This window comes from Streptosporangium sp. NPDC049644, from assembly GCF_040675205.1.
Lineage (GTDB): Bacteria > Actinomycetota > Actinomycetes > Streptosporangiales > Streptosporangiaceae > Streptosporangium > Streptosporangium fukuiense.
The window spans coordinates 1-25604 of sequence record NZ_JBFAOJ010000033.1 but is presented as its reverse complement, the minus strand read 5'-3'; the positions used below and the strand labels follow the sequence as shown (position 1 = coordinate 25604).

Below are 25604 nucleotides of genomic sequence, written 5' to 3'. Positions count from 1 at the left end.
GAGTCGACCGATGACCACAATGACCGTGAAAGGTTCACGGCGGCGGGGACCGGGGGCGTTCCGGCGTGGGCTGCAACGCAACCTGACCGCCTACGGGTTCCTCTGCGCGGCGCTGATCTGCTTCGCCTTCTTCTCCTGGTACCCCATGGTGCGGGAGGTTCTGCTCAGCTTCCAGCAGACGAACTTCGTCGACGAGCCCACCTGGGTCGGCCTGGAGAACTTCCGCACCGTGACGGAGGACTCGGCGTTCGCCGACGCGTGGCTCAACACCCTCGCCTTCACCGGCCTGGCACTCGTGTTCGGCTACGTCATCCCCTTCGTGGCGGCGATCGTCCTCAACGAGCTGCGACACGCACGGGCCTACCTGAGGTTCATCGTCTACCTTCCGGTGATGCTGCCGCCGGCCGTCGGGGTGCTGCTGTTCAAGTGGTTCTACGACCCGGGCGCCGGACTGTTCAACCAGATCCTGGAGCTGGCGCGCCTGCCGGCCCTGAGCTGGCTGGACTCCACGGACACCGCGCTGATCTCCCTCGTGATCGTCTCCACCTGGATGAACCTGGGAACCGGCACGCTGATCTACCTCGCCGCGCTGCAGAGCATCCCGAGTGAGCTGTACGAGGCCGCCGAACTGGACGGTGCCGGGCTCTTCAAGAGGGTCTGGCACGTCACGATCCCGCAGACCAGGCTGATCCTGCTGGTGATGCTGCTGCTGCAGATCGTGGCGACCATGCAGGTCTTCATCGAGCCGTACCTGCTCACCGGCGGCGGCCCGGAGAACGCGACGCTCACCGTCGCCTATCTCATGTACCAGTACGCCTTCAACTTCGGTGACTTCGGCGCCGGAGGCGCGCTCGGGCTGATGCTCATGGTCGTGCTGATGGTGTTCTCCGCCTTCTACCTGCGCCTGTCGCGGGACAACCAGAGCTAGGGAGGAGCCGAGCCGATGTCGAACCTTACAGTCCACCCACCTCGCCCCGCCCCCGCCCGGCCGCCGGAGCGGGGCTCGGGAAAGAAGGCCGGGCGGACGCGTGCGGCCAGGGAGGCGCCCAGGGAGTTTCGCAGCCTGGTCTCCCCGCACACGCTCAACACCCCGCGCGGGCGGCTGGTCTACCGGATCACGCTGACCCTGGTGGTGGCGGTCTTCACCGCCGTGTTCGTGTTCCCGCTCTACTGGATGGTCACCGGCGCGCTGAAGACCCCCGAGGAACTGGCACAGATCCCGCCGAGTTTCTTTCCCGGCTCCTTCGACTTCGGGGTGTACGCCGAGGCGTGGGACCAGCTCGACCTGGGACTCTTCCTCACCAACACCGTCGTCTACGCCGGTGGCGCCTGGCTGTTCACGCTGGCCATCGACGTCTCGGCCGCCTACGCGCTGTCCAAGCTGCGGCCGGTGCTGGGCAACGTGGTCCTGGCGCTGATGCTGGCCACGCTCATGATCCCGCCGATGGTCATCCTGCTGCCCGCCTACCTGACGGTCAAGGACATGCCGATCTTCGGCTGGGACCTGCTGAACACCCCGTGGGTGATCTGGTTGCCCGCGGCGGCCAACGGGTTCTTCATCTTCCTGCTCAAGCGGTTCTTCGACTCGATCCCCCGGGAGTTGCTGGAGGCCGCCCAGATCGACGGCGCCTCTCCGGCCCGCATCCTGTGGTCGATCGTGCTGCCCGTCTCCCGGCCGATCCTGGGAGTGGTGTCCATTCTCTCGGTGGTCAACGTCTGGAAGGATTTCGTCTGGCCGCTGCTCGTGCTGCCGGACGGGGACAAGATGACGATCAGTGTGGGCATCGCCTCGCTCTCGGCGCAGATGCCGCAGAACGTGCTGATCGCCTCATTGGTGATCGCGAGTATCCCGACCATGGTGGTCTTCTTCATCTTCCAACGCAGCATCATGGCCGGCCTCACGGCCGGCAGTCTCAAGGGCTGACCTCGTTACCCACTTTCAACCGCAAGGAGTTGTTCCAGCATGTCCGGCAGCACCTTCCCGGGAGCGACCCCGGACCCCGAAGCATGGTGGCGGGGAGCCGCGATCTACCAGGTCTACCTCCGGAGCTTCGCCGACGGCAACGGCGACGGGGTCGGCGACCTCGCGGGGCTTCGCGCCCGCCTGCCATACCTCTCCGACCTGGGCATCGGTGCGATCTGGCTCAATCCCTGGTACCCCTCGCCGATGGCCGACGGCGGGTACGACGTGGCCGACTACCGGGACATCGAGCCATCGTTCGGCACGCTCGCCGAGGCGGAGGAGTTCATCGCCGAGGCGCACGCCCTGGGTATCAAAACGATCACCGACATCGTCCCCAACCACGGCTCCGACCAGCAGAAGTGGTTCGTGCGGGCACTGGAGGCCGGGCCCGGGTCGCCCGAGCGCGAACGCTTCCTGTTTCGCGAGGGCCGGGGGGCGAGTGGTGAGCTGCCGCCCAACGACTGGCAGTCGATCTTCGGCGGTCCCGCGTGGACCCGGGTCGCCGACGGCCAGTGGTACCTGCACCTGTTCGCCCCCGAGCAGCCCGACTTCAACTGGGCCAACCCCGAGGTCGTCGAGGAGTTCCACGACGTGCTGCGCTTCTGGTTCGACCGGGGGGTGGACGGCATCCGGATCGACTCGGCCGCCCTGCTGGTCAAGGAGATGGACAGCGAGGGAGGGGAGGAGGCGTACACCGACCTTGACGGCGTGCACGACATCTACCGGGGCTGGCGCCGGGTGGCCGAGGAGTACGACGATCGGATCCTGATCGGCGAGGTGTGGCTGCCCGACCAGGAGCGCTTCGCGCTCTACCTGCGCCCCGACGAGATGCACACCGCGTTCAACTTCGACTTCCTGGCGTGCGCCTGGGACGCCGCCGCGCTGCGCCGGTCGATCGAGGAGACCCTGGCCACGCACCTCCCGCTGGGCGCGCCCCCCACCTGGGTGTTGTCCAACCACGACGTGACCCGCCCGGTGACCAAGTACGGCAGGGCCGACACCTCCTTCGACCACGCCGACCGCAAGCACGGCATGCCGTCGGATCCGGTGCTGGGCGAGCGGCGGGCCCGCGCGGCCGCGCTGCTGGCGATGGCGCTTCCCGGCGGGCTCTACGTCTACCAGGGTGAGGAACTGGGGCTGCCGGAGGTGGAGGACCTGCCGGACGAGCGGCGCCAGGATCCGATCTGGGCCCGTTCCGGCCACACCGATCCCGGCCGTGACGGCTGCCGGGTGCCGCTGCCCTGGTCGGGTGACGAACCGCCGTTCGGGTTCGGTGCGGGGCAGCCGTGGCTGCCGCAGCCGCCGGAGTGGAAGGCGCTGACGGCCGAGGCGCAGGCCGCCGACCCGGCGTCCATGTTCACCCTCTACCGCACCGGGCTGCGTCTCCGTCGTGAGCTGCTCGGTGACGGCACGCTGGCCTGGCTGGAGGTGGGGGAGGGGGTGCTGGCCTTCCGCCGGGAGTCGGGCCTGATCTGCGTGGTCAACCTCGGCGCGGAGTCGGTCTCCCTGCCGGAGCACGAGTCGGTCCTGCTGGCCAGCGGTCCGCTGGAGGGGGACAGGCTCCCCTCCGACACCGCCGTCTGGCTCCGCCGGATCTGATCCCCTTCGAAGGCCCGGGGCCGTCGCTGACCGGCCGTATCTCGCTCGGCCGGTCAGCGACGCCGTGTCCCGGTGGCCTGGCGCGGGACCCGCCCACTATTTTGATCTACTTTGTAAAGGGCGTGGTTCTGAGCGCTCCCGCGGCCAGAGCGACAAGAAAGGCCAGCAGGGCGGGGATCGCCAACGCGAGAGGCAGGCCCATCAGCTCGGCGGCACCCCCGATCAGCACGGGTCCGGTGAGGAATCCCGCGTAGCCCAGGCTCGACACCCGGGCCAGCGCCTGTCCGGCGCGAGCCGGGTCGCGCCGGCCGGCCGCGGAGAAGACCTGGGGAACGATGCAGGACAGGCCCGCCCCGAAGCAGCCGAAACCGATCACCGCGGCGACCTGATGGTCGGCCAGCAGAGCCAGGCCGAGTCCGGAGGCGGCCAGCGCACCGCATGCGCGTACCAGGTTCACCGGTCCCAGCCAGGCGGCCAGCCTGTCGCCGGCGAACCGGCCGGCGGTCATCATGACCGAGAAGGCGGCGTAGGCGGCCGCGGCGAACCCGTCGGAGCTGCCGAGGCTCTCGTTCAGGTAGACGGAACTCCAGTCGGCCGCGGCGCCTTCTCCGATCATGCAGCAGAAGGCCAGGACACCCAGCAGCATCACCCCTTCACCTCTGCCGGACGCCGGTTCCGTTCCCGAGGGGACGGCCTGTGCGGTCAGGGGGATCGCCCAGCGGGCCGCCCAGAGCGCGAGCGCGGCGATCACCGCGGCGACCGCGGCGAACGTGGCTCCCGGGCTGAACGAAGCCTGGGCGAGCAGTCCTCCGGTGGTGGCGCCGAGAAACCCGCCGATGCTGAACACCGCGTGGAAGGACGACATGATCGGCCGGCCCGTGGCCTGCTCGACCTCGACGGCGTTCGCGTTCATCGCGACGTCCAGGGTGCCGTGCGCCGCGCCGAAGACGAACAGCGCGATGGCGAGGCCGGCCAGGTTCGGCATATGGGCGGGCAGGACCAGCACCACGCTCTGGGCGAAGGCCATCGGCAGCATCACCTTGACGCTGCCGTAGCGGTCGACCAGGTGACCGACCACCTGCATGCCGGCGATCGCCCCGGCGGCGATGCCGAGCAGCGCGACGCTGAGTTCGCCCTCGCTCAGTTCCAGTCCCTGCTTGATCGATGGGATGCGTGCCGTCCAGGTGCCGATGGCCATGCCCGAGAGCAGGAAGAGCAGGTAGACCGCCACCCGGCCGCGCAGCAGCGCGGTCCGGTCGAGGGGGGTGACGCGCATGGGGGAGGGCTCCAGTCAAGTGGTGCGGATCAGGTCGGGCGGTTCGGGCCGTGCGGCAGGGGCTCCGGCCGGGCGGGTCAGACGGCGCGGACGGCGACGCCTGCCGCGATCATGGCGTCGTACTCGGCGGGGGGGAGCGCGGTGTCGGTGACGACCATGTCGAGACGGTCCAGCGGGCAGACCGCGCCGAACGCGGTGCGGGTGAACTTGCCGGAGTCGGTGGCCGCGACCACGCGCCGGGCGGAGGCGATCGCGGCCTGCTTGACGGCGACGTCGGACAGGTCGTGGGCGGTGAGGCCGTGTTCGGCGGACAGGCCGCAGCAACCGATGACCGCGGTGTCGAAGCGCAGGGAGCGGATGGCGTTCTCGGTCAGCGCCCCGGTGAGGCTCAGCTCACCGGGGCGGACCTCCCCGCCGGGCAGCACCAGGCGGATCCGGGGGGCGGTGCTGAGCTCGGCGGTCACCTGCAGGCAGAGCGGCAGGACCGTCAGGCGGCGGTCACGGATGGCGCGGGCGATCTCCAGGGAAGTGGTGCCGCTGTCGAGCAGCACGGCCTCGCCGTCGGCGAGCAGGGCCGCGACCTCGCTCGCGATCCGCCGCTTGGCCTCCACCGCCTCGCGTTCGCGGACCACGAAGGGCGGTTCCTCCCCGCGCAGCAGCAGGCTCACCGCGCCGCCGCGGACCCGCCTGACCACGCCCTGCTGGGCGAGTTCGTCGAGGTCGCGGCGGATGGTCATCTCCGAGACGGCGTGTTCGACCGCCAGCTCCGCGACGGAGACGGCGTCGCTGGCGCGTAGCGCCGACATGATCGCGCGAATGCGATTGTTACCTTCCATGTGTTCATTTGAACATGGTGTGTGTGAGATTGGCAAACGTGCGGAACAATGGCCGCCATGCGCGCGAGTCGTCTGCTCTCCCTCCTGCTGCTCCTGCAGACGCGGGGGCAGTTGACGGCCACCGAGCTGGCCAGGGAGCTGGAGGTCTCCGTCCGCACGGTCTACCGCGATGTCGAGGCGCTGTCGTCGGCAGGGGTGCCGGTCTACGCCGACCGCGGGCCCGCCGGTGGATACCGCCTGCTGGACGGCTACCGCACCCGCCTCAACGGCCTGACCGCCGAGGAGGCCTCCTCGCTGTTCCTGGCGGCGCTGCCCGGCCCCGCCGCCGAACTGGGACTGGCCGAGGTGGCGGCGAACGCCGAGCTGAAGATGCTCGCCGCGCTGCCCCCCGAGCCGCGCTTCCATGCCGCCAGGATGCGCGAGCGCTTCCACCTGGACGTGCCCGGCTGGTATCGCGACGCCGACGCGACCCCTTTCCTGGGGGAGGTCGCCGAGGCGGTGTGGGAGCAGCGCCCGCTGCGCATGACCTATCGCCGCTGGGGACCTCGTGACGTCGAGCGCCTGGCACACCCGTACGGCCTGGTCCTCAAGGGCGGGTCGTGGTACATGGTGGCCGTCGCCGGTGAGGGAGGGCCGCGTACCTACAAGGTGGCGCGGATCGTGAGCGCCGAACTCCTGGCGGGGCGTTTCGAGCGTCCCGCCGACTTCGACCTGCCCGGGTTCTGGCAGCGCTATACGGCCGACTTCCGCGAGCGGATGTACACCGGTGAGGCACTGGTGCGGATGGCGCCCGGCACCGAGAAGATGCTGCGGTACACGGTGGGCGCCGAGGTCGCCGACGCCGCGCTCGCCGCCGCGGGCCCGCCCGACGAGCGCGGCTGGGTGGTGCTGCGCCTGCCGACCGAGTCCGTCAGGCACGCCCACTGGCTGCTGCTGCGCCTGGGCGCGGACATCGAGGTGCTGGAGCCGCCCGAGCTGCGCGAGCGGATGGCCGCCACCGTCGCCGACCTGGCCGTGCTGTACGGTCCGGGTCCCGGCTGACCTCGCGTCCACACCTCGGTTACGCCATCCTCACCTCCCCGCGCAGCCGTGTCACCGTGCCCGCGAACCAGGCGAGCGCGGTCGTCCAGGGACTGAAATCGGAGGAGACCTACTACGTCCTCATGTGCGCGATCACAGATGTCGCGATGAGTCCTCCCTCGGTGGCCACCGGCCCGATCACCCCCACCGGCTGACCGAGAAAGGACCGCGGCCTCATGCCCGGAACGTGCGACGGTAGGTGTCCGGTGGTACGCCGATCGTGCGGTGGAAGTGGCGGCGCAGTGTCGTCGCCGTGCCCATGCCCGCGGCCGAGGCGATGGCGTCGACGCTGTCGTCTGTGCTCTCCAGCAGTTCCTGCGCGCGGCGGATCCGCTGCGTCAGCAGCCACTGCAGCGGGGTGGTGCCGGTCGCCGAGCGGAAGTGGCGGGTCAGGTGGCGCGAGCTCATGTTCGCCTGGCGGGCCAGGTCCTCCACGGTGAGCGGCTGGTCCAGCCGCCGCATCACCCAGGGGAGCAGCTCGGTCAGGGGATGGCCGTCCTGGGCGGGCACCGGTGTGGTGACGAACTGGGCCTGGCCACCGGCCCGGTGAGGCGGCACGACCAGGCGGCGGGCGACCACGTTGGCGATCGCCGAGCCGTGGTCGCGGCGGACCAGATGCAGGCACAGGTCCATCGCCGCGGCCTTGCCCGCGGACGTGAGCACGCTGCCGTTGTCGACGTAGAGCACGTCCGGATCGACCTTCACCCGGGGATGGCGCGCGGCCAGTTCCTCGGTGTGGGCCCAGTGCGTGGTCGCGCGTAGCCCGTCCAGCAGGCCGGCGGCGGCGAGCACGAACACGCCCGTGCACAGGGAGACCACCCGCGCGCCCGACTCGTGGGCCGCGCGCACCGCCTCGACCAGGTCGGCCGGCGGGTCCTCGTCGACGTCCGCCAAGGCGGGGACGATCACGGTGCCGGCGTGCGCCAGCCGGTCGAGCCCGCAGTCCGGCTCCAGCAGGAACCGGCCGACCCGGACGGCGTGCGTGCCGCACACCCTGACGTCGTACCAGGGACCTGGCAGCGCGGCCGGGGCGGAGCCGAAGACCTCGTAGGCCAGGGCCAGCTCGAAGTGCAGCATCCCGTCGGTAGCGGCGACCGCGACGGAACGCGAGACAGGACTCATGTCGGAAATTGTACGGGTGATGTCATTTCAGACACTGGCCCCGATGGGCCGACGAGGACAGGATTCCCGCAGTGGATCACTTCGAGCACGCGGGAGCAGGCATGGGATCGGACCGAAACGTGACGGTGTTCGGCGCTTACGGGCATACCGGACGGTTCGTGGTCGCGGAGTTGCGCGAGCGCGGATACGTTCCGCTGCTCCTCGGCCGCGACCGGGACAAGCTGCTGGCGCTGGCGCAGGCCCAACCGGGGCTCGAGGTGCGGCAGGCGTCGGTCGACGATCCGGCCTCGCTCGACCGCGCGCTGAACGGCGCGACCGCCGTGATCAACTGCGCCGGGCCCTTCGCCACGACCGTCGCCCCGCTGGTCGAGGCGGCGCTGCGCGCCGGCATCCCGTATGTCGACGTGGCGGCCGAGATCGAGGCGAACCTTGACACGTTCGCGCACTTCGCGGAGCGCGCCCGCGCCGCGGGCACCGTGGTGGTCCCGGCGATGGCCTTCTACGGCGGCCTCGGCGACCTGTTGGTCACCACCGCGATGGGCGACTGGACGGCGGCCGACGAGGCGCACATCGCCTACGGCCTGAGCAGTTGGCATCCCACCGCCGGGACGCTCGCCTCGGGCGTGGTCTCGGGGCGGCGACGGGGTGGCCGCCGTGTCCGCTACACCGGCGGACGGCTGGAGTACCACGACGACGCTCTGCCGATCCTGGAGTGGCCCTTCCCGGCTCCGCTCGGCCCCCGGAGCGTCATCGGAGAGTTCACCATGGCCGACGTCGTCACCGTTCCCAGCCACCTGGCCGTCCCGGAGGTGCGTACCTACATGACCGCCGAGGCGGCCGCGGACCTGTCCGCTCCCGGCGCCTCGGCACCGGCCGCCGTCGACGAGCGCGGCCGCTCCGCGCAGACCTTCCTCGTCGACGTCCTGGTCCGTTCCGGCGGCACGGAACGCCGCCTGGTCGCCGCCGGTCAGGACATCTACGCCATCAGCGCGCCGCTCGCGGTGGAGGCCGTCGACCGCATCCTCACCGGCCGGACCAGGACCACCGGCGTCGCCTCCGCGGGCGCGGTCTTCGACGCCCCGGACTTCCTCCGCGCCCTGTCCTCGCACCTCTCGCTGCACGTCCCGCTCGACACACGCGGCTGACCGGCGACCCGCGCCGGGATCCGGGCCGTGCCCGGTACGGCGGAACGGCGGCTTCGGCCCGTCGCGCTCCATCGTCCCTGAACTCCTTGCCGCCGCCCGCGTCACCGCCGAAAACGATCCGCTCGCCCGTCGCCGCGCGCGCTGGATCACAGCAGGTCGGCGCGCACCGCCCCGCTACTTTGGGCTGGGAGCCTCCTCGGGAGCCGCGCCGGGCGGGGTGGGCGCGGCCGGTGTCAGCCGGCCCGCAGGAGGGTGGGCAACTCGGCGGTTTCGAGGATGTGGGCCTGTGCGGGAAGGACCTGATGGAGCAGGACCTCGTGCGCTTCGGGGTCAGGGGCGGCGACGCCGTCGGCCAGGACGTGGAGCCGGTTGTCGCGGTCGGCCGCGTCGAGCACGGCGGACAGGGCGGCGCCGCTGGTACTGATGCCCGCGATGATCAAAGTGGTGATGCCGTGTTCACGCAGCCGCCGATCGAGGTCGGTGGTGGATAGGCCGCCGTGACGGATCTTACGCACGATGATGTCTCCGTCCTGGGGAGCGAGACGTTCGTGGACGGCGGTGTCACGGTCTGCGTGGTGCATGAGACGGTGCTGGGCGATCGGTGCGAAAGATCTGTTGGGGGGCGGGATCGCAGCCCAGTCGGCTTCGGTGAAGCCGACCCGGACATAGGCGACGGTGCCGCCCGTGGCGCGGACCTCGGGGATCGCCTTCTCCACGCGTCCCAGCAGGGCTTCACTGTCGCTTTCGGGGAACAGCGCGAGGATCGCGGGCTGACGGTCCATGACGAGCAGGGCGGTGTGTGCGGGGTCGAGCGCGGGGGCGGTGCTCATGCGAGTGTTCGCCTTTCCGATGGCGCCTGGTCGGTGTTCTTGAGTTGGGATGTGCGGTCGTGTCGAGGCAGGAGGAGCGAGGTCGCCAGAAGCAGGAGACCGGCGATCGCGATCGCGGTGCGGGGGCCGGTGAGGCCGGCCAGCAGGCCCCACAGTCCGGTCATGGCCGCGATGGTGGCCTTACTGGTGATCGACCAGGCGGACAGCGTGCGGGCGATCCGGTCCGACGGAAGCTGTTCGAGCCGGTAGGTGGCGAATATCGGGTTGAACACGCCCATGCAGGTGATCAGCCCGAGTTCGACGGCGATGACGAGGAGGAGTCCGGCGGGGCCGGGGCCGATGAAGGCCAATCCGAGCGGCCAGCACGTGCGCAGCGTCCCGGTGGTGAGCATGACCTTGTGCTGCCCGAACCGCGCCAGGAGCGGGCGGGCCAGCCGCGAGCCGATGAGACCGCCGACGCAGGGTGCTCCGAAGGCGAGGCCGTACTGCCAGGGGGCGAACCCGAGGTCGCCGAGCATGAGGACGGCGAGCAACGGTGAGACTGCCATGATCAGCCCGTTGACCAGGACGGTGTTGAAGAACAACGGGCGCAGCGCCGGGCTGGCGAGGATGTGTCGCCACCCCTCCAGCAGGTCGCCGGCTCCAGGCCGGGGCGGTGTGGCGGTTCGCGCGGGACGTGGCTCCCGCCCGCCGATGGCGCGGATCCCCGCGGCCGAGAGGAGGAAGCTGACCGCGTTGGCCGCCACGCTCGTCACCGGGCCCACCAGCCCGAGCGCGGCGGTACCGAGCGGCGGCCCGAGCGCGGTGGCGGTCCAGGTCGTGGCCTCGAGCCGCCCGTTCGCGACGAGCAGGTCCTCGGACCGGACGAGCGCCTTCAGGCATGCTCCGCTCGCGGCGGTGAAGGCGATGTCGGCCGCGCCGACAACGACCGCGACGACCAGGAGCTGAGCGAGGCTCAGCCGGCCGAGCACGTAGGAGGCGGGAACGCTCGACAGCGCCGCGAACCGGATCAGGTCCATCGCGATCATCACAGGCCGTTTGCGCCGGAACTCCACCCACGGCCCGAGCGGCACCGCGACCACAGCCCCGACCGCGAGCCCCGCGGCGGCCAGCACCGACACCTCGGTGGGCCCTGCGTCCAGAGCGAGAATCGCGATCAGGGCGAACGAGTCGAAGGCGAACCTCGTGCCGAACGTGCTGACCGCATAGGCGGTCCAGAACCACCTGAACCGCCGCCCCAGCGACCTCCCCACCGCGCACCCGCCATCTCTAGGAAACAACCACCCGTTGATTCGAGAGATCAAAACGCGCAGCTAGCGGGCGGGTCAAACAACCAGCCGACCGAAGTCACACAACCGCGAGTTGTGCGCTAAGGTCAGCCGGTGTGGATCTCGATGCTGTGCGCACGTTCGTCGCCGTCGTGGACACCGGCCAGTTCCAGCACGCCGCCGCAGACCTGTCGATCACCCAGCAGGCCGTCTCCAAGCGCATCGCCGGGCTGGAGAAGGACCTCGCCGTGCGGCTGTTCACTCGCGCTGCGCGCGGGGCCCGGCTCACCATCGACGGGCAGGCCTTCCTGCCCCACGCGCGCGAGCTGCTGCGCGTCGCCGAGCGGGCGGTCGCGTCCGTGCTCCCCGGCAGCCGTCCGCTGCGCGTCGACGTGATCGCCTCACGCACCGCGACCTCGGGCCTGATGCGCGGCTTCCACCGCGCGCACCCCGAGATCGAGCTCGACGTAGTGATGCTGTTCGACATCGAGGCGGCCGTCGCCGCCATTCGGTCCGGTACGATCGACGCGTCCTTCCGCGCCGTCGTCGTGCCCGGCCGGCCCCTTCCCGAGGACATCGAGTCCGCCTGGGTGCTCGACGAGCCGCTCCAGCTCCTCACCGGGCCCGCCCACGCGCTGGCCGGCGCCCGGTCGGTGACCGTCGCCCAGCTCGCCGGGCACCGGATCTGGATGCCCGGCATCGTCCCCGGCACCGAGTGGGCCGCCTACTACGACGATCTCGTCGCCGAGTTCGGCCTCACCATCGAGGCGACCGGCCCCAACTTCGGCTCCGACGCGCTCCTCGACACCATCGCCGACACCCCGGCCCTGGCCACTTTCATGAGCGAGCAGACCCGCCTGGTCTGGCCCGCCGACCACGGCCTGCGCCGCATCCCGGTGACCGACCCGACGCCCGTCTACCCGCACTCGCTCCTGTGGCGTCGCGACAACCCCCACCCGGCGCTGGCCACCCTCCGCGCCCACCTCGCCGCCGTGGCCGCCGGTCACGACGCTACCGGGACCTGGGCGCCGGGCTGGGCGATTCGGCGCTGAACGCCGCCATGTCTGCGATCACCGTGACGTGATGTCAACGCCGAGCGCAGCGCACCCTCCCACCAATACATAAGCAAATCGGGATATCATCGTCATATGGCGATTGATTCTGATGGTGGCCGGTGTGTCAGTGCCGACATCGCGGCCGGTGTCTCCCCGGCGGCAGCGCTGTTCCACTCCCTGGCCGACGAGAGCCGGCTGCGCATCGTGCAACGGCTCGCCCGCGGTGAGGCCCGGGTGGTGGACCTCACCGCAGAGCTGGGGCTGGCCCAGTCGACGGTGTCCAAACACCTGGCCTGCCTGCGCGACTGCGACCTGGTCGACTATCGCGCCGAAGGCCGCCAGTCCTTCTACTCCCTGGCCCGGCCCGAGCTGATGGACCTGCTGGCCTCGGCCGAGCACCTGCTGGCCGTCACCGGCCACGCCGTGGTGCTGTGCCCCGTCCACGGCACCCGGTCCGGCACCCAGCAGGGCCCGGCCGACGCGCACGGCGCTCTGCGGGCCGAGATCGACCACGATCTCGGCCGCCTCGCCGAGCAGGCAGGCGCGATCGAAGCAGAGGGCGTGTCATGACCACGCTGAACCTGCCCGCCCCGGACCGGCGGGTATTACTGCAGCGCCGCATCCGGCTGCTGGTTGCCGCCACCATCACCTACAACGTGGTCGAAGCGGCCGTGGCCATCACCGCCGGCACCGTCGCCTCCTCCGCGGCGCTGATCGGGTTCGGCCTCGACTCGATCGTCGAGGTCGCCTCCGCCGCGGCGGTGGCCTGGCAGTTCTCCGCCGCCGACCACGAACGCCGCGAGAAGACCGCGCTGCGCGTCATCGCGATCTCGTTCTTCGCCCTGGCCGCCTACGTCACCTTCGACGCCGTCCGCGCCCTGCTCGGCGCCGGAGAGGCCGAGCACTCCACCCCTGGCCTGACCCTGGCCGCCCTGAGCCTGGTCATCATGCCGTTCCTGTCGTACGCGCAGCGTCGCGCGGGCCGCGAACTGGGCTCCGCCTCGGCGGTGGCCGACTCCAAGCAGACGCTGTTGTGCACCTACCTGTCCGGCGTGCTGCTGGTGGGCCTGGCGCTCAACAGCCTGTTCGGCTGGTCCTGGGCCGACCCGATCGCCGCCCTGGTCATCGCCGCCGTCGCGGTCAAGGAAGGCCGCGAAGCCTGGCGCGGGGACGCCTGCTGCGCCCCCACCGGTGAGGCGGGCCAGACCGCCACGGCGAACGGGAAGGACTGCGCCGACGGCTGCTGCCAGGCCGACGCCCCCGCCACCGTCAGCATCGACACGATGATCAGGAGGCATGATGATCGGCCGGATGCCTGAACGCATGCGCGTCGCCTACCAGGCCGAGATGCGCGCCGCCCGCGCCGCCACGCAGGCGCAGACCCGCTGGCGGCACCTGGAGCGTGCCCACATCCTTTCCCAGCCCTGGCCGTGGCCGCACACCGCCAACCACCTCGCGATGTTCGCCCTCGCCGTGGCCCAGCGCGACCGCCGCGAGGCCCTGGGCCAGGTTGTGCGCATCGTCGTCGCGGCGCCCGGCTCGGCGCTGGGCCGCTACCCCGAGGGCAACACCGGCCGCGCCCGCGTCGGCCTCACCCGGCCCATGCCCGTTCCCGACGACCTGGCCACCGTGCTCAAGGCCGCCTGATGGAAGCTATCGGGTCGGCTGTTCGGACAGACTCGATGTCTGGTGGTCGCCGGTGGGCGAGCACTCCCGCCGCCCTGTCAAAGCCGCCCCGGTCGGGGCGACGGTACCGGCCGCGCCCGGCCGCTTCATGCTGGGCGTAGGGTTGGGCGGCATGGCGCTGCGACTTGTCCAGGTGAATTTCAAGGCTCGGGACGACTCAGCCCTCGGCCGGTTTTGGGCGGAGGCGCTCGGCTGGGGTGTTTCCAGCGAGGGACCCGGTGTGACCAACGTCGAACCCGTGGGCTTCGCCTGGCCGGACCCCGTCGCCGTCTGCGTCGATGTCGTCACCGTCCCGGACCCCGAAACGGTGAGGTACCACGTGCACCTCGATCTCGCGACCACCTCTGCGGCCCATCAGGCGGAGTTGGTCGCGCGCCTGAAGGACCTCGGTGCGACGCCCGCGGATGTGGGCCGGGGCGATGTCCCGTGGACGGTTCTGGCCGACCCGGAGGGCAACGAGTTCTGCGTCCTCACCCCGGGCTGACCTGGAGTCTCGCCGGCCCGCGCCGTGGACACCGGTGACGACCGGCCGGGCCTCGACGACACCGTTGAGGGGTCCCGGCGGCCCTGACGAAAATCGTTTGAGCCTTCCTTCCGCGTTCCCGTAGGTTGCCCATGGCCCGTCGTAGTGAGGACAGAGGACAAAACCGCGTGACCCCGCCTGCTCTTCAGACCTGACATCTTCTTCCGCTCACCTGTAGCCGACGCTCTCGTCGGTTCTGCCGGGCTGCCCTCGTGCGCCCGGTCATACAGCGTTTGAGGTCGCGCGTAATCGGCCTCGTGTCAGGTCTAGAGAGATCATGTCTTCACAACCTCATACCGTGCTGCCCTGGGTCGTTCGTCGGACCAGGCTGCCTCTGCTGTCGTTGCGGTGCGTGGACTGCCGGTCGGAGTCGGCCACCACCGGCGAGGGCAGGTTCCGCGTCAACGCCAACGGCAAGCTGCTGGACGTGTGGCTGCTGGTCCGCTGCGTATCCTGCGATCGGACGAGCAAGCTCACCGTGCACGAGCGAGCGCCGGTCAGATCCTTCGAGCCGGCCGAGCTCCACGGCTACCGCGTCAACGATCCGGAACTGGTGGCGTCCAGGTTGTTGGATCCGTTGCTCGCCCGGCGCAGTCGCTTCACGCTGGACTGGACGGGGGCCTGGCGGCTGGACACCCCGTCGGCATGGCTCGACGAGGCGTGGCCGGTCCAGGTGGAGGTCCTCTTCGAGGATCCGGTACCGGTGCGCCCGGAACGGCTCATCGCGCGAGGACTCGGCCTCAGCAGGCGCGAGGTACTGCGCCGGATCAAGTGTGACATTCCGCTACGCCGTCCGACGAGCGCCGGCTTCACCTTTACCGTGATGGCCGGAGACTAGCGGGTGTGGCCGGGCGGGTCATCCGGCTCGCCCGGCCACCCCCTCCGAAACCGTGCCAATGCCGAACGTACAAGCCACACCCCGCCGTAAAACGCGAAAGAACCCTCAGATGACGTCCGGTGGCAGCTCCCTTACCGGCACCCCAGGTCGTGACGGCTCCCCGGAGGGTGTCGGTCTTGCGGTCGTAGCCGTACAGGATCGTCGCTCTTGTCCGGCACCGGGGTGCCCCCTTCGGTTACGGTGTCGGCCCTCCGCCGTCGGTCTGGGGTCACCATCGCCGCCTCCCGGCGTGCCGCCCCGGATCCGGTCACGGGGCGGGGGTGAGCGGGCGGAGTCCGTTTGATCCTCTCCCGCGCGGCCCGCGCCGACAGCTTCGTCACGATCGGCCCATCCAATCCAGGACCGAGACCGCGCCGCGCGGCAATCCGCCGGCGGTCTTGGATTCGTAGGCGGCCTGTTGCCAGTCGGTCTGGCCGTCCGGAATGCGCGCCCGCAGCCCGTGCGGCCGTCCCGCGCGAGACGGCCGGCAGGACGGCCGTCTCAGCGTAGCTCGCCCGTGATGATCCACAGGTGGCCGAACGGGTCACAGATGCGGCCCGAGCGCTTGCCGTAGGGCCGGTTCTCGATCGGCACGATCACCTCGGCGCCGTGGGTGATCATGCGTTCGCCGGCCGCGTCCGGATCCTCGACCTCGACCTCGAGGAGGACCGCGGATCCGCCGAGATCATCGGGTGACAGCCACCCCCACGACGAGACGGCAGGCGAGACCCGGAAGGACGACCCGCCGACGCGATGATCAATGACGCTGGGCCGGCCGTCGTCGCTCAGGGGAGCGCTGAACACCTGCTCAGCGCCAAGGGCGACCCGGTAGAACGCCGACGCGCGCTCTGGGTCGGGCACGATGAGACGGGGAGAAAGGTGAATGTCAGGCGTCATGAACCCATCGTCGGGCCGGACGGAGGCAGGGGTCTTGAAGATTTGGGAACACTCCAGGCGTCCGCCGTCATCTGGACGCACCCTCATGGCCTGGTGGCCTGTCGCGGGCTGATGGGCCCCGCGCGGTCAGGCCTTCGGCGCGTAACCACTCGGTCGGCGTGCACCCGGCCATGGCCCGCCATTCCCGGGTGAGGTGCGCCTGGTCGGCGAATCCCGACGCCGCAGCCACTGCCGCCAGGCTGACCGCCCCGGCACGGGCGGCGGCCACGAGCCCGCCACGTGCGGCCTCGAACCGAAGGAGCCGCTGGTACTCCTTCGGCGTCACCCCCAACTCGGTGCGAACCGTACCGCTCACGTGACGCCGGGAGCACCCGAGAAGCCGAGCCGCCTCCTGCACCCGGGCGGTCCCGGACAGTGCCGCCAGCATGGCCCGTAGTTCTTGGCCGCCGGTGTTCTCCTCGTGCCGGGCCCGTCCGGCGATCAGGACGTCTTCGACGAGGGCTCGGCGTTGCGGCCAGGACCGGCATGCCGCCAGCCGCTCCGGCAGGTGCGCCATCGCTGGGGCCACGTCGGTGAGATCGGCGACGCGGCCGGTCAGCGCCGACGCCGGGATTCCCAGCAGCGCGCCGGCGCCCAGCGGGCTGAGTGTCAACCACACGCCGCGAGTGCCGCCTTCCTGCCTCAGCTCGGCTGCCTCCAGGTGAAGCCCGGCGACGACGGCCCGGAACCGTTCCCGCGAGCCGGGCCGCCCGAGCCATGAGATCTCCAACGAGTCCGCCTCCGGGATCGTGATCGACATCGTGGACGAGGGCAGCCCGCGATGAACGCCGACCGAGCCCGGGCCGAGCTCGTAGGCGCTCAGCGTCGCCACGAACGGCGCCAGAGCCGCGGACCTCTGATGAGCAGGCACGGTGGTCACCCATTCACAGTACGGCGATGCGGCCGCTCTCTCCGCCTCGCTACGGTCGCCCGCCCGCCTGGTGCGGCTCCCCGAGATCGATGGTCGGACATCGTCGAACAGCGCCCACCTGCGGATGTCGCCTCCTCACGTGCTGGGGGCACCGACGTCGCGGGCGTCGCCGACCCCGGCGACCGATCCCAGGGATCGGCCGATTCTCACCAACGACTGTTAGAACGCGAAGTAGTGGTGGTTCACAGCGGAGATGCGATCGTTGAACCCCTTGGCTCCCAGATCGGCGATGCTCTGGAAGGGCTGCACGTGCAGCTTGGATCCAGGCGGCAAACCGTAGGTGGCGGGATAGACGTGCTCCCACAAGGTCAGCCAGCCGGATCCGGCTCTCACGGAGGAGATCTGGTCGTTCCAGCTGGTCCACCACCACAAGATCCCGGCCATGTGTACCTCGGTCAGGTCCGGTAGGACGTGGCCGAGATCCAGGTCGATGCGCCAGCCGGAGAAGTCGACGTGCTCCCACAACGTCGCGGGCGTGCCGTCGACGTGGTGAAAGGCGGAGGTGCCGGGTTCGCCCGCGGAGTGGGTGCCGGTGCCGGGGGACGCGGTCCGCACGGGTTGGGCGCGCATGTAGTCCAGCGCTTCCTGGGTTACGGAGAAGGCGCGAAGGACCTGGCGTTCGGCGGCTGCGTCGTCCCATACGTAATCCAGCGCGAGGCCATCCAGTGCGGCCACCTCGCCGGGTGCGATCTCGTGTTTGTCGTCCAGCAGTATCGGCAGCTGGGTGGGCCGGTGCCGGTAGGGGCCGCTCGTACGCCCGGCCCGCCAAGGCAACGCGGGGGAGGCGGGCTGGGCGAGCCCGACCGGCTTGCCGCTGGCCCGGCGGTAGAGGATGTCCTCCTCAGAGGCTCCCGTGCGGTCGGCCTCGGCCAGCAGTAGCCCCGCCAGGTCGTCGAGGGAGTGGACCCCTTCCCGCCGAAGCAGTTCCAGGGCCCGGAGACGGCGGTCAGCATCGTGCGATGCGCTCATGGGATCCCCTCGCGGCGGGAGCGTCTGCTGGCTTCACTGTGAGGTTGCGATAACCCAGTGTCAACTCCCTGTGCTCCTCGCCGACGCCCCGCTGGTTCGGCCGGGCACTCCCGAAACTGCACCAAGCTGCGAACTTGTCGTTTGACGTGTCCGTCCCTTTTCGGGTTACCCGCTCCGCCCGCCGATGACGTCGGCCAGGGGAGTGGCCGGATGGCCGGTCAGGCGGGGAACGGCGTCGCCGAGGCCGTCGAGTTCGCCGGCGGCGATGGCGGTGTAGGTGGAGATCCACGCGTCGAGCTGCCAGGCGGGGGCGCCGTAGGCGGCGCGGGAGCGGTAGGCCTCCTCCACCGTCTCCGGCCGGTAGGTGATGGCGCGGCCAGTGGCCTGCGACAGGATGGCGGCGATCTCCTCCATGGTGAGAGCATGCGGGCCGGTCAGGTCGTAGGTGGCCCCGGCGTGCCCGGCCGGGTCGGTGAGGACGGCGACCGCGGCGTCGGCGATGTCGTCCTGGGCCACGACCGCGGCTCGGCCCAGGGCGGCGGGGCCGCGGGTGACGCCGTCGTCGCCGACCAGGGCGGGCATGAAGTCGGCGTACAGGTTGTCACGCAGGAAGGTGAAGGCCAGGCCGGTGGCACGGATGTGCTGCTCGGTGACCCGGTGGTCGCGGGCCAGGGTGAACGTGGCCTGCGGTGCGGCGCCGTAGAAGGAGATGTACACCAGGTGGGCGACGCCGGCCTCGGCGGCGGCGTCGACGAAGGCGCGGTGCTGCTCCAGACGGTCGGGGCTTTCGGAGGCCGAGACCATCGGCACCGTCTCGACGCCGCACAGGGCGGCCGCTGCGGCCTCGTGGTCGCCGTAGCCGACGCGGGCGACGGCGGTGCCGGGCAGGCGCGGGGCGCGGGCGGGGTCGCGCACCAGCAGCAGCTGCGGGATGCCGGTGGCGGCCAGGCGGCGGGCCACACGCCCGCCGAGACGGCCGGTGGCGCCGGTGACCGCGATCGTCGCGTCGCCGAAGCGGGTGGGCTGGTCGGTCATGGGCGGGTCTTTCCTTCCTGGTGCGGATGACGCCGGGGTGTTGTCCAGCCAGGTCTGCGGGCAGGTAGGGGGCCTTCACGCACATCGGGGGGCGGGGTGACCACGGGGTCGGTCTCATGGCTTCCGGTGGAGCACCGGCAGGCGAAGGCATACCGGCACCGGTGGTCGCACGGACTTGGACCTCTCTTATAAATCTACAATGTAAAGGCGCCCGCTCTTTGTCAAGATCATTTACAGCGGACTAAAGACTCTCTCCAAAAAACGAGGGCCGTCCTGTTTCACCGATCATGATGATTGCGGGTGGCGTAGCGCTCCGGCGGAGGCCGCCATGAACGCCGCGAGCAGGACGGGAATCCCCAGAGCGGCGGGCAGGCCGATGAGTTCGGCGGCGCCGCCGATGATGGCGGGGCCGGCGACGAGCCCGGCGTAACCGACGGTGGCTACTTGGGCGATGGCCTGCCCGGCGCGGGCCGGGTCGTGGTTTCCCGCCGCGGAGAAGACCTGGGGGACGATGGTGGCCAGGCCCAGGCCGAACAGGGCGAATCCCACGAAGGCGACGAGGGTCTGGCCGACGAGCAGGGCGGTGCCGAGGCCGAGGGCGGCGACGAGCCCGGAGTAGCGGACCAGGTGCACCGGGCCGAACCGTTGGGCGAGGTGGTCTCCCGCGAAGCGGCCGATGGTCATGGCGGTGGAGAAGACGGCGAATCCGGCGGCGGCGACGGCTTGGGGGGCGCCGAGGTTCTGGAAGAGGTAGACGGCGGTCCAGTCGTTGGCGGCGCCCTCTCCGACGAGTCCGGCGAAGGCCACGATTCCCATGAGGATGATCCAGTTGGTCCATGGGGCGCGGCGTGGGGTGGTGGTGTGGGTGGCCGGGGGTGGGGTGGTGGGGAGGAGGTGGCGCCGGGCGTACAGGGAGACGAGGGCGAGGGGGATGCCGACGGCGGTGAGGGTGGCGGCGGCGCTGAGGTCGAGCCAGGCGAAGAGTCCGCCGATGCCTGCGCCGATGAGTCCGCCGATGCTGAACATGCCGTGGAAGGAGGACATGATGGGGCGGCCGTAGGCGCGTTCGACTTCGACGCCGTGGGCGTTCATGGAGACGTCGAGGGAGGCGTTGACGAGGCCGAAGAGGAAGAGGGTGGCGATGAGGGCGGGGAGGGTGGTGGCGTAGCCGGGGGGGATGACGGTCAGTGAGGTGGCGATGGCGGCGGGGGTGATGAGGCGGGCGCTGCCGAGGCGGTCGGTGAGGTGTCCGGCGAAGCGCATGCCGGTGATGAGTCCGATGGCGATGGCGAGGAGTCCGTAGCTGAGCTGGCCGTCGCTGAGGTCGAGGGTGTGTTTGACGGCGGGGATGCGGGCGGCCCAGGCTCCGGAGACGGTGCCGAGGAGGATGAAGAAGTAGGAGACGGCTCGTCGGGCGTTGGTGGGGTGCTGGTGTGTGGTGGTCATGAGCGTCCCCGGGTGTGTTTGGGATCCGGGGCGTTATTCAATCATGGTGGGTGATGCGCAGGCTGATGATGTATGGGGGTTTTGCCGGGTTGGGGGGCTGGGATTCTGCTCGTGGGTGTAGTGCTAGGCCCGGGGTGCGGGGAGGTCCGTGAGCGTCGTCCTGGTCACGGCGGGCGGTGGCGCGGGCGGGGTCGTCCCGGTCGGCGACTGCTGCGGCATGGGCGGCGCGCCGGTCTCCTCGGTGCCGGCGCGCGCCACCTCGGCTTGGGGGCGGTCTGGGGACGGTTTTGATGGCTTGGGGGGCAGCGGGGTCGCTATGGCGTGGCCGGTGGGTGGCTCAGTGGACGGAGAAGCCGCCGTCGACGCAGATGGCCTGGCCGGTGATGTAGGCGCCGGCGTCGGAGGCGAGGAGGAGGGTGAGGCCGGCGAAGTCGGCGGGGGTGGCGTTGCGGCCGATCATGGAGCGGGCGGCGAGTGCTTCGACGCGGCCGGGGATGGCCTGGGCGGGTTCGGTGAGGGGGGTGAGGACGAAGCCGGGGATGATGGTGTTGGCGCAGACGCCGTGGGGGGACCAGGCTTCGGCCTGGGAGCGGGTGAGTCCGGTGATGGCGGCTTTGGAGATGCCGTAGGCGCCGCTGTCGCCGAAGGCTTTGTGGGATTGCTGGGAGCCGAGGTTGATGATGCGTCCCCAGCCGCGCTGGGCCATTCGCGGGCCGAAGTGCTGGCCGAGGAGGTAGGGGGCGGTGATGTTGACGGCCATGGTCTGGTGGTAGTCGTCGTCGGTGAGCTTTGCCATGGGGGGGCGGATGTTGTTGCCGGCGTTGTTGACCAGGATGTCGATGTCGCCGAAGAGGGTGGGGGCCTGGTCGCGGATGCGGGTGATGTCGGCGGGGTCGGCGAGGTCTGCGCTGATGGCGGCGGCGTTGATGGCCTGGTCGTGGAGTTCGTCGAGGGTGCGGGTGAGTTGTTCGGTGCGGCGGGCGACGATGACGACGGCCGCGCCGGCGTGGCCTAGGGTGTGGGCGATGGTGCGTCCGATGCCGGAGCTGCCGCCGGTGACGAGGGCGGTGCGGCCGGTGAGGCGGAAGAGGTCGTTGATAGGTGTGATCACAGCAACGAAACCTATCGTCCTACCTTTTCGTGTGCAGAGTGGTCGTGCAGGGTGGAGGCGGCCTGCTGGATCTTCTCCATGACGTTGGACAGGTCGCGCAGGGTGGCGGTGTCGAGGTGATACAGGATGCGGCGGAAGTCGGCGAAGCCGGCGTCGGCGATCTGCTCGGTCAGGGCCAGGCCGGCGGGGGTGAGTCCGACGCGCCGTACCCGGCGGTCGTGGGGGTCCTCGCGGCGGTCGACGAGGCCGTGGGCGACGAGGCGGTCGACGATGCCGGTGACGGTGCCGAGGCCGACGCCGAGGTGGCCGGCGAGGTCCTGGCCGGAGGCGGAGTCCTGGCAGGACAGGAAGATGACGACCTTGAGCTGGCGCATGGTCAGGTTGGAGTCGAAGAGGGGCGAGGAGGGGCGGTGCTGGGCGAACAGTCGTCCCAGGTCGCGCTGGATGGCACCGATCTGGTCGATCAGTCGTTCGCGGTTGTCGTTCACGCTCACCTCTCGCTTCCTGAGAAGTTTATCAGGAACGGTAAGCTTCCTTAAATATTCGTATGAGGCGAAGTGTTAGTCTGGGGCGAATCTTGTTGTGACATCCATTGAGGAGTCCCGCCCCCATGACCTCCTTGGCCAGGTTGAGCCTCGCCAACCGTAGCCTCGTCATACTGATCGCGCTGGTGCTCAGCGCGTTCGGTGTCTTCGCGATCCCGTCGTTGAAGCAACAACTGCTGCCCTCGCTCTCCTTCCCGGGGGCGTTCGTGGTGGCCCCCTACCTGGGCGCCTCTCCCGAGATCGTCGAGGAGCAGGTGACCGAGCCGATCGAGAACAGTTTCCAGGGGCTGGAGGGCGTCACGGAGGTGACCTCGACGTCTCGGGAGGGGATGGCGCAGATCCAGGTGGCGTTCGAGTACGGCACCGACATCGACGCCGCGGTCTCGAAGATGCAGCAGGCGCTGTCGCGGATCAAAACGCAGCTGCCGGCGGAGGTCGACCCGCAGGTGCTGACGGGCGGGACCGACGACATTCCGGTGGTGCAGCTGGCGGTGGGCGACGGCGGCGACCAGCGGGTCATGGCCGAGCGGCTGCAGCGGCTGGTGGTGCCGGAACTGCAGGGTATCGAGGGAGTGCGCGAGGCGGCGGTGACGGGCACCCGCGACGAGGTGGTGACGATCACTCCGGACCTTGGGAAGCTGGCGCTGCTGGGTCTGGCGCCCACGGCGGTGGCCGACCTGCTGCGCGCCAACGGACAGCCGATTCCCGCGGGCAGCCTGACCGAGGACAAGGCGTCGCTGACGGTGCAGGTCGGCGCGCGGGTCTCGACTCTGCAGGAGCTGAAGGACCTCTATCTGACCCCCGCGGTGCCGGCGCAGGTTCCCGCGCAGGCACCGGCGCAGGCGCGGCCGGGAGGTGCCCAGCAGGGCACGCAGGGCCGGCAGGCTCAGGCCCAGCGTCCGGCGCCGGCCCCCCAGCCGGTGCGGCTGGGCGAGGTGGCCACGGTGGAGCGGTCGCTGGCCGAGGGCACCTCGCTGACGCGCACCAACGGGCAGCCGAGCCTGGGTGTGGTGGTGACGATGAAGCCGGACGGCAACGCGGTGGCGATCTCGCACGCGGTGCGCGAGAAGATTCCGGGCTTTGTGCGGGCGATCGGTGACTCCTCGCAGGTGACGGTGGTCTTCGACCAGGCGCCCTACGTGGAGCGGTCGATCCACGACCTGACGACCGAGGGGTTGCTGGGGCTGGCGTTCGCGGTGCTGGTCATCTTGGTCTTCCTGCTGTCGGTGCGTTCGACGCTGGTGACGGCGGCCTCCATCCCGCTGTCGGTGATCATCGCGCTGATCGCACTGTGGGTGGGTGACTACTCGCTGAACATGCTGACGCTGGGCGCGCTGACGATCGCGGTGGGCCGGGTGGTCGACGACTCGATCGTGGTGCTGGAGAACATCAAGCGTCATCTCGGCTACGGCGAGGCCAAGCGCAAGGCGGTGCTGGAGGGGGTGCGTGAGGTCAGCGGCGCGGTGACGGCCTCGACTTTGACGACCGTCGCGGTGTTCGTGCCGATCGCGGTGGTGGGCGGCATGGTGGGGCAGCTGTTCGCACCGTTCGCGATCACGGTGAGCGTGGCGCTGCTGGCGTCGTTGCTGGTGTCGCTGACCGTGGTGCCGGTGCTGGCCTACTGGTTCCTGAAGACGCCGGTGCTCTCGCCCGAGCAGGCGCGGGCGGTGCGCGAGGAGGCCGAGGCCAAGGAGCTGCGCAGTCCGTTGCAGCGGGCCTACCTGCCGGTGCTGCGTTTCGCCACCCGGCGGCGGCTGGTGACGCTGCTGGTGGGGGTGGTGGTGTTCGCCGCGACGATGGGGCTGGCCGGCCGGCTGGAGACCAACTTCATCGACTCCTCGGGGCAGGACACGGTCTCGATCAGCCAGCGGATGCCCGCGGGGACGGACCTGGCGACGACGGACGCCGCGGCCAAGAAGGTCGAGGAGGTTCTGAGGTCACTGAAGGCGGTGGACGGCTATCAGGTGAACGTGGGTGCCGGCGGTGGGCTCCAGGGGCTGACCGGTGGTGGCGGCGGAGACCGGGCCTCCTACTCGCTGACGATCGAGGAGGGTGCCGACGCCGAGGCGTTGCAGGAGGCGCTGCGTGAGCGGCTGAAGGGGCTCTCCGACGTCGGGGAGATCACCGTGGGCGGCGCTCAGGGCGCCCCCGGCGGCGGTTCGACCGATCAGTTGCAGGTGATCGTGCAGGCGCCGGATGTGACGACGCTGCGCACCGCGACCGAGACGGTGCGCGCGGCGATGGCGGACCTGGGCGAACTGCGGGACGTGACCTCGAACCTGGAGGCCGGCGCGCAGCGCATCGAGGTGCGGGTCGACCGCCAGAAGGCTGCGGCCAGGGGACTGACCGAGACGCAGATCGGGCAGCTGGTCGCGCAGCGGTTCCGCGGGATGTCGCTAGGTGAGCTGACGCTGGACGGGCGCGCCGGTGCGGTGGTGCTGCGGGCCGGTGAGGCTCCCGAGGACCTCAAGGCGGTGCGCGCGCTGACGCTGCCGACGGCGGCGGGCATGGTCAGGCTGTCGCAGGTGGCCGAGGTCTCCAAGGTCGACGGCCCCACGCAGGTGACCCGGATCGACGGTGCGCGCAGCGCGACGGTGTCGGGCACGGCTGTTGGCAGTGACCTGGGTGCGGTGAGCACCGAGCTGACCGCGAGGCTGGACAAGCTGGCGATGCCCGCGGGGGCGAGCTTCACCGTGGGCGGGGTCAGCGCCGACCAGGCCGAGGCGTTCGGGCAGCTGGGGCTGGCGATGCTCGCGGCGATCGCGATCGTCTTCATGATCATGGTGGCGACGTTCCGGAGTTTCGTGCAGCCGCTGATCTTGCTGGTGTCGGTGCCGTTCGCGGCGACCGGTGCGATCGGGCTGCTGCTGGCCACGGGCACGCCGCTGGGCGTGCCGGCCCTGATCGGCATGCTGATGCTGATCGGCATCGTGGTGACCAACGCCATCGTGCTGATCGACCTGATCAACCAGTACCGCGAGCAGGGCATGGGAATCGTGGAGGCGGTGGTCGAGGGGGGGCGGCGGCGGCTGCGGCCGATCCTGATGACCGCGGTGGCGACGATCTTCGCGTTGATTCCGATGGCATTGGGGCTGACCGGTTCTGGCGGGTTCATCTCCCAGCCGCTGGCGATCGTGGTGATCGGCGGGCTGCTGTCGTCGACGCTGCTGACGCTGGTGCTGGTGCCGACCCTGTACGTGATGGTGGAGCGGCTCAAGGAGCGGCTGCGGCGTACCCCCAAGGAGGGGAACTCGCGGCCGGAGCTGAAGGTCTACGACAAGGACGAGCTGGCGCCGAGCAGGCAGTGAACCCTGGAGTAGGTTCCGGGCAAGCCCTGTGAGCCGGTCGTCGCGCGGTGCGCACCGCGCGAC

At 70.5% G+C, this 25604-nt stretch carries 24 protein-coding genes and 1 pseudogene; 13 read left to right on the top strand and 12 right to left on the bottom strand.

What is annotated here, in order from left to right; genetic code table 11:
- The first annotated feature begins 10 nt into the window (after window positions 1-10).
- The 3 genes from AB0J58_RS20095 to AB0J58_RS20085 are packed head-to-tail and all read left to right on the top strand — an operon-like array spanning window position 11 to window position 3562.
- On the top strand, window positions 11-928 hold the full coding sequence (locus AB0J58_RS20095; protein ID WP_364217630.1) for a sugar ABC transporter permease: 918 nt from the start codon (window positions 11-13) through the stop codon (window positions 926-928).
- 15 nt (window positions 929-943) lie between these two features.
- Window positions 944-1924, top strand: a complete 981-nt coding sequence (locus tag AB0J58_RS20090; RefSeq protein WP_364217629.1) for a carbohydrate ABC transporter permease — start codon at window positions 944-946, stop codon at window positions 1922-1924.
- A 39-nt stretch (window positions 1925-1963) separates the two neighbouring features.
- Window positions 1964-3562, top strand: coding sequence for a glycoside hydrolase family 13 protein (locus tag AB0J58_RS20085; protein WP_364217627.1), 1599 nt, complete (start codon window positions 1964-1966; stop codon window positions 3560-3562).
- Between the two features lie 106 nt (window positions 3563-3668).
- Here AB0J58_RS20085 and AB0J58_RS20080 read toward each other — a convergent pair whose 3' ends face one another.
- Both AB0J58_RS20080 and AB0J58_RS20075 read right to left on the bottom strand, forming a co-directional pair.
- Entirely contained in the window at window positions 3669-4838 is a 1170-nt protein-coding gene (locus AB0J58_RS20080; protein ID WP_364217625.1) for an MFS transporter, read from the bottom strand.
- 77 nt (window positions 4839-4915) lie between these two features.
- Window positions 4916-5674 carry a DeoR/GlpR family DNA-binding transcription regulator gene (locus AB0J58_RS20075; protein ID WP_364217623.1) on the bottom strand — a complete coding sequence of 253 codons (759 nt, stop codon included), beginning with the start codon at window positions 5672-5674 and terminating at the stop codon, window positions 4916-4918.
- 57 nt (window positions 5675-5731) lie between these two features.
- Here AB0J58_RS20075 and AB0J58_RS20070 point away from each other — a divergent pair, with 57 nt between their 5' ends.
- Both AB0J58_RS20070 and AB0J58_RS20065 read left to right on the top strand, forming a co-directional pair.
- A complete protein-coding gene (locus AB0J58_RS20070; protein ID WP_364217621.1) occupies window positions 5732-6715 on the top strand; it encodes a YafY family protein in 984 nt (327 codons plus the stop codon).
- A 56-nt stretch (window positions 6716-6771) separates the two neighbouring features.
- Window positions 6772-6909, top strand: a complete 138-nt coding sequence (locus AB0J58_RS20065; protein ID WP_364217619.1) for a hypothetical protein — start codon at window positions 6772-6774, stop codon at window positions 6907-6909.
- Between the two features lie 19 nt (window positions 6910-6928).
- On the opposite strand, the gene AB0J58_RS20060 is transcribed toward AB0J58_RS20065, so the two are convergent.
- Entirely contained in the window at window positions 6929-7876 is a 948-nt protein-coding gene (locus AB0J58_RS20060; protein WP_364217617.1) for a helix-turn-helix domain-containing protein, read from the bottom strand.
- A gap of 101 nt (window positions 7877-7977) precedes the next feature.
- Between AB0J58_RS20060 and AB0J58_RS20055 the strand changes: the two genes are divergently transcribed.
- Complete coding sequence (locus tag AB0J58_RS20055; protein ID WP_364217615.1) at window positions 7978-9021, top strand: saccharopine dehydrogenase NADP-binding domain-containing protein; 1044 nt, start codon at window positions 7978-7980, stop codon at window positions 9019-9021.
- A gap of 233 nt (window positions 9022-9254) precedes the next feature.
- Here the strand turns inward: AB0J58_RS20055 and AB0J58_RS20050 are convergent, their stop codons facing one another.
- The gene (locus tag AB0J58_RS20050; protein ID WP_364217613.1) at window positions 9255-9851 is read right to left on the bottom strand and encodes a cysteine hydrolase; all 597 of its coding nucleotides are present in this window, start codon (window positions 9849-9851) and stop codon (window positions 9255-9257) included.
- Entirely contained in the window at window positions 9848-11104 is a 1257-nt protein-coding gene (locus tag AB0J58_RS20045; protein ID WP_364217611.1) for an MFS transporter, read from the bottom strand. The genes AB0J58_RS20050 and AB0J58_RS20045 overlap by 4 nt, the downstream gene beginning before the upstream one ends.
- Before the next feature lie 131 nt (window positions 11105-11235).
- Between AB0J58_RS20045 and AB0J58_RS20040 the strand changes: the two genes are divergently transcribed.
- From AB0J58_RS20040 to AB0J58_RS20015, 6 genes and pseudogenes are all read left to right on the top strand, one after another.
- Window positions 11236-12171, top strand: coding sequence for a LysR family transcriptional regulator (locus AB0J58_RS20040; protein WP_364217609.1), 936 nt, complete (start codon window positions 11236-11238; stop codon window positions 12169-12171).
- 96 nt (window positions 12172-12267) lie between these two features.
- On the top strand, window positions 12268-12744 hold the full coding sequence (locus AB0J58_RS20035; RefSeq protein ID WP_364217607.1) for a metalloregulator ArsR/SmtB family transcription factor: 477 nt from the start codon (window positions 12268-12270) through the stop codon (window positions 12742-12744).
- On the top strand, window positions 12741-13493 hold the full coding sequence (locus AB0J58_RS20030) for a cation transporter (protein ID WP_364217605.1): 753 nt from the start codon (window positions 12741-12743) through the stop codon (window positions 13491-13493). Before AB0J58_RS20035 ends, AB0J58_RS20030 begins: the two co-directional genes overlap by 4 nt.
- Window positions 13486-13821 carry a DUF3703 domain-containing protein gene (locus tag AB0J58_RS20025; RefSeq protein ID WP_364217603.1) on the top strand — a complete coding sequence of 112 codons (336 nt, stop codon included), beginning with the start codon at window positions 13486-13488 and terminating at the stop codon, window positions 13819-13821. Before AB0J58_RS20030 ends, AB0J58_RS20025 begins: the two co-directional genes overlap by 8 nt.
- A gap of 151 nt (window positions 13822-13972) precedes the next feature.
- Window positions 13973-14332, top strand: a pseudogene (locus tag AB0J58_RS20020) (VOC family protein); the annotation flags it as partial.
- 349 nt (window positions 14333-14681) lie between these two features.
- Complete coding sequence (locus AB0J58_RS20015; RefSeq protein WP_364217601.1) at window positions 14682-15221, top strand: DUF1062 domain-containing protein; 540 nt, start codon at window positions 14682-14684, stop codon at window positions 15219-15221.
- A 540-nt stretch (window positions 15222-15761) separates the two neighbouring features.
- Here AB0J58_RS20015 and AB0J58_RS20010 read toward each other — a convergent pair.
- The 7 genes from AB0J58_RS20010 to AB0J58_RS19980 all read right to left on the bottom strand — a co-directional run bounded on the left by AB0J58_RS20010 (window position 15762) and on the right by AB0J58_RS19980 (window position 22182).
- Window positions 15762-16157, bottom strand: coding sequence for a VOC family protein (locus AB0J58_RS20010; RefSeq protein ID WP_364217599.1), 396 nt, complete (start codon window positions 16155-16157; stop codon window positions 15762-15764).
- A 67-nt stretch (window positions 16158-16224) separates the two neighbouring features.
- Window positions 16225-17076: a helix-turn-helix domain-containing protein gene (locus tag AB0J58_RS20005; protein WP_364217597.1), complete on the bottom strand. Its 852-nt coding sequence runs from the start codon at window positions 17074-17076 to the stop codon at window positions 16225-16227.
- A gap of 210 nt (window positions 17077-17286) precedes the next feature.
- On the bottom strand, window positions 17287-18096 hold the full coding sequence (locus AB0J58_RS20000; protein ID WP_364217595.1) for a hypothetical protein: 810 nt from the start codon (window positions 18094-18096) through the stop codon (window positions 17287-17289).
- Between the two features lie 165 nt (window positions 18097-18261).
- A complete protein-coding gene (locus AB0J58_RS19995) occupies window positions 18262-19131 on the bottom strand; it encodes an SDR family oxidoreductase (protein ID WP_364217593.1) in 870 nt (289 codons plus the stop codon).
- A 285-nt stretch (window positions 19132-19416) separates the two neighbouring features.
- Window positions 19417-20577, bottom strand: a complete 1161-nt coding sequence (locus AB0J58_RS19990; protein WP_364217592.1) for an MFS transporter — start codon at window positions 20575-20577, stop codon at window positions 19417-19419.
- Between the two features lie 337 nt (window positions 20578-20914).
- Window positions 20915-21688, bottom strand: coding sequence for an SDR family oxidoreductase (locus AB0J58_RS19985; RefSeq protein WP_364217590.1), 774 nt, complete (start codon window positions 21686-21688; stop codon window positions 20915-20917).
- Window positions 21689-21699: 11 nt separating this feature from the next.
- Window positions 21700-22182 (bottom strand): MarR family winged helix-turn-helix transcriptional regulator, encoded by a 483-nt coding sequence (locus AB0J58_RS19980; protein WP_364217588.1) that lies wholly within the window; start codon window positions 22180-22182, stop codon window positions 21700-21702.
- 116 nt (window positions 22183-22298) lie between these two features.
- On the opposite strand from AB0J58_RS19980, the gene AB0J58_RS19975 reads away from it, so the two are divergent.
- A complete protein-coding gene (locus AB0J58_RS19975) occupies window positions 22299-25541 on the top strand; it encodes an efflux RND transporter permease subunit (RefSeq protein WP_364217586.1) in 3243 nt (1080 codons plus the stop codon).
- The last annotated feature ends 63 nt before the right edge of the window (window positions 25542-25604 follow it).

What these genes read in the sequence shown, in the direction of transcription:
- AB0J58_RS20095 (WP_364217630.1), top strand. Translation starts at nt 11, where the DNA reads ATGACCACAATGACCGTGAAAGGTTCACGGCGGCGGGGACCGGGGGCG.
- AB0J58_RS20090 (WP_364217629.1), top strand. Translation starts at nt 944, where the DNA reads ATGTCGAACCTTACAGTCCACCCACCTCGCCCCGCCCCCGCCCGGCCG.
- AB0J58_RS20085 (WP_364217627.1), top strand. Translation starts at nt 1,964, where the DNA reads ATGTCCGGCAGCACCTTCCCGGGAGCGACCCCGGACCCCGAAGCATGG.
- AB0J58_RS20080 (WP_364217625.1), bottom strand. Translation starts at nt 4,838, where the DNA reads ATGCGCGTCACCCCCCTCGACCGGACCGCGCTGCTGCGCGGCCGGGTG.
- AB0J58_RS20075 (WP_364217623.1), bottom strand. Translation starts at nt 5,674, where the DNA reads ATGGAAGGTAACAATCGCATTCGCGCGATCATGTCGGCGCTACGCGCC.
- AB0J58_RS20070 (WP_364217621.1), top strand. Translation starts at nt 5,732, where the DNA reads ATGCGCGCGAGTCGTCTGCTCTCCCTCCTGCTGCTCCTGCAGACGCGG.
- AB0J58_RS20060 (WP_364217617.1), bottom strand. Translation starts at nt 7,876, where the DNA reads ATGAGTCCTGTCTCGCGTTCCGTCGCGGTCGCCGCTACCGACGGGATG.
- AB0J58_RS20055 (WP_364217615.1), top strand. Translation starts at nt 7,978, where the DNA reads ATGGGATCGGACCGAAACGTGACGGTGTTCGGCGCTTACGGGCATACC.
- AB0J58_RS20050 (WP_364217613.1), bottom strand. Translation starts at nt 9,851, where the DNA reads ATGAGCACCGCCCCCGCGCTCGACCCCGCACACACCGCCCTGCTCGTC.
- AB0J58_RS20035 (WP_364217607.1), top strand. Translation starts at nt 12,268, where the DNA reads ATGGCGATTGATTCTGATGGTGGCCGGTGTGTCAGTGCCGACATCGCG.
- AB0J58_RS20030 (WP_364217605.1), top strand. Translation starts at nt 12,741, where the DNA reads ATGACCACGCTGAACCTGCCCGCCCCGGACCGGCGGGTATTACTGCAG.
- AB0J58_RS20025 (WP_364217603.1), top strand. Translation starts at nt 13,486, where the DNA reads ATGCCTGAACGCATGCGCGTCGCCTACCAGGCCGAGATGCGCGCCGCC.
- AB0J58_RS20010 (WP_364217599.1), bottom strand. Translation starts at nt 16,157, where the DNA reads ATGACGCCTGACATTCACCTTTCTCCCCGTCTCATCGTGCCCGACCCA.
- AB0J58_RS20000 (WP_364217595.1), bottom strand. Translation starts at nt 18,096, where the DNA reads ATGAGCGCATCGCACGATGCTGACCGCCGTCTCCGGGCCCTGGAACTG.
- AB0J58_RS19995 (WP_364217593.1), bottom strand. Translation starts at nt 19,131, where the DNA reads ATGACCGACCAGCCCACCCGCTTCGGCGACGCGACGATCGCGGTCACC.
- AB0J58_RS19990 (WP_364217592.1), bottom strand. Translation starts at nt 20,577, where the DNA reads ATGACCACCACACACCAGCACCCCACCAACGCCCGACGAGCCGTCTCC.
- AB0J58_RS19975 (WP_364217586.1), top strand. Translation starts at nt 22,299, where the DNA reads ATGACCTCCTTGGCCAGGTTGAGCCTCGCCAACCGTAGCCTCGTCATA.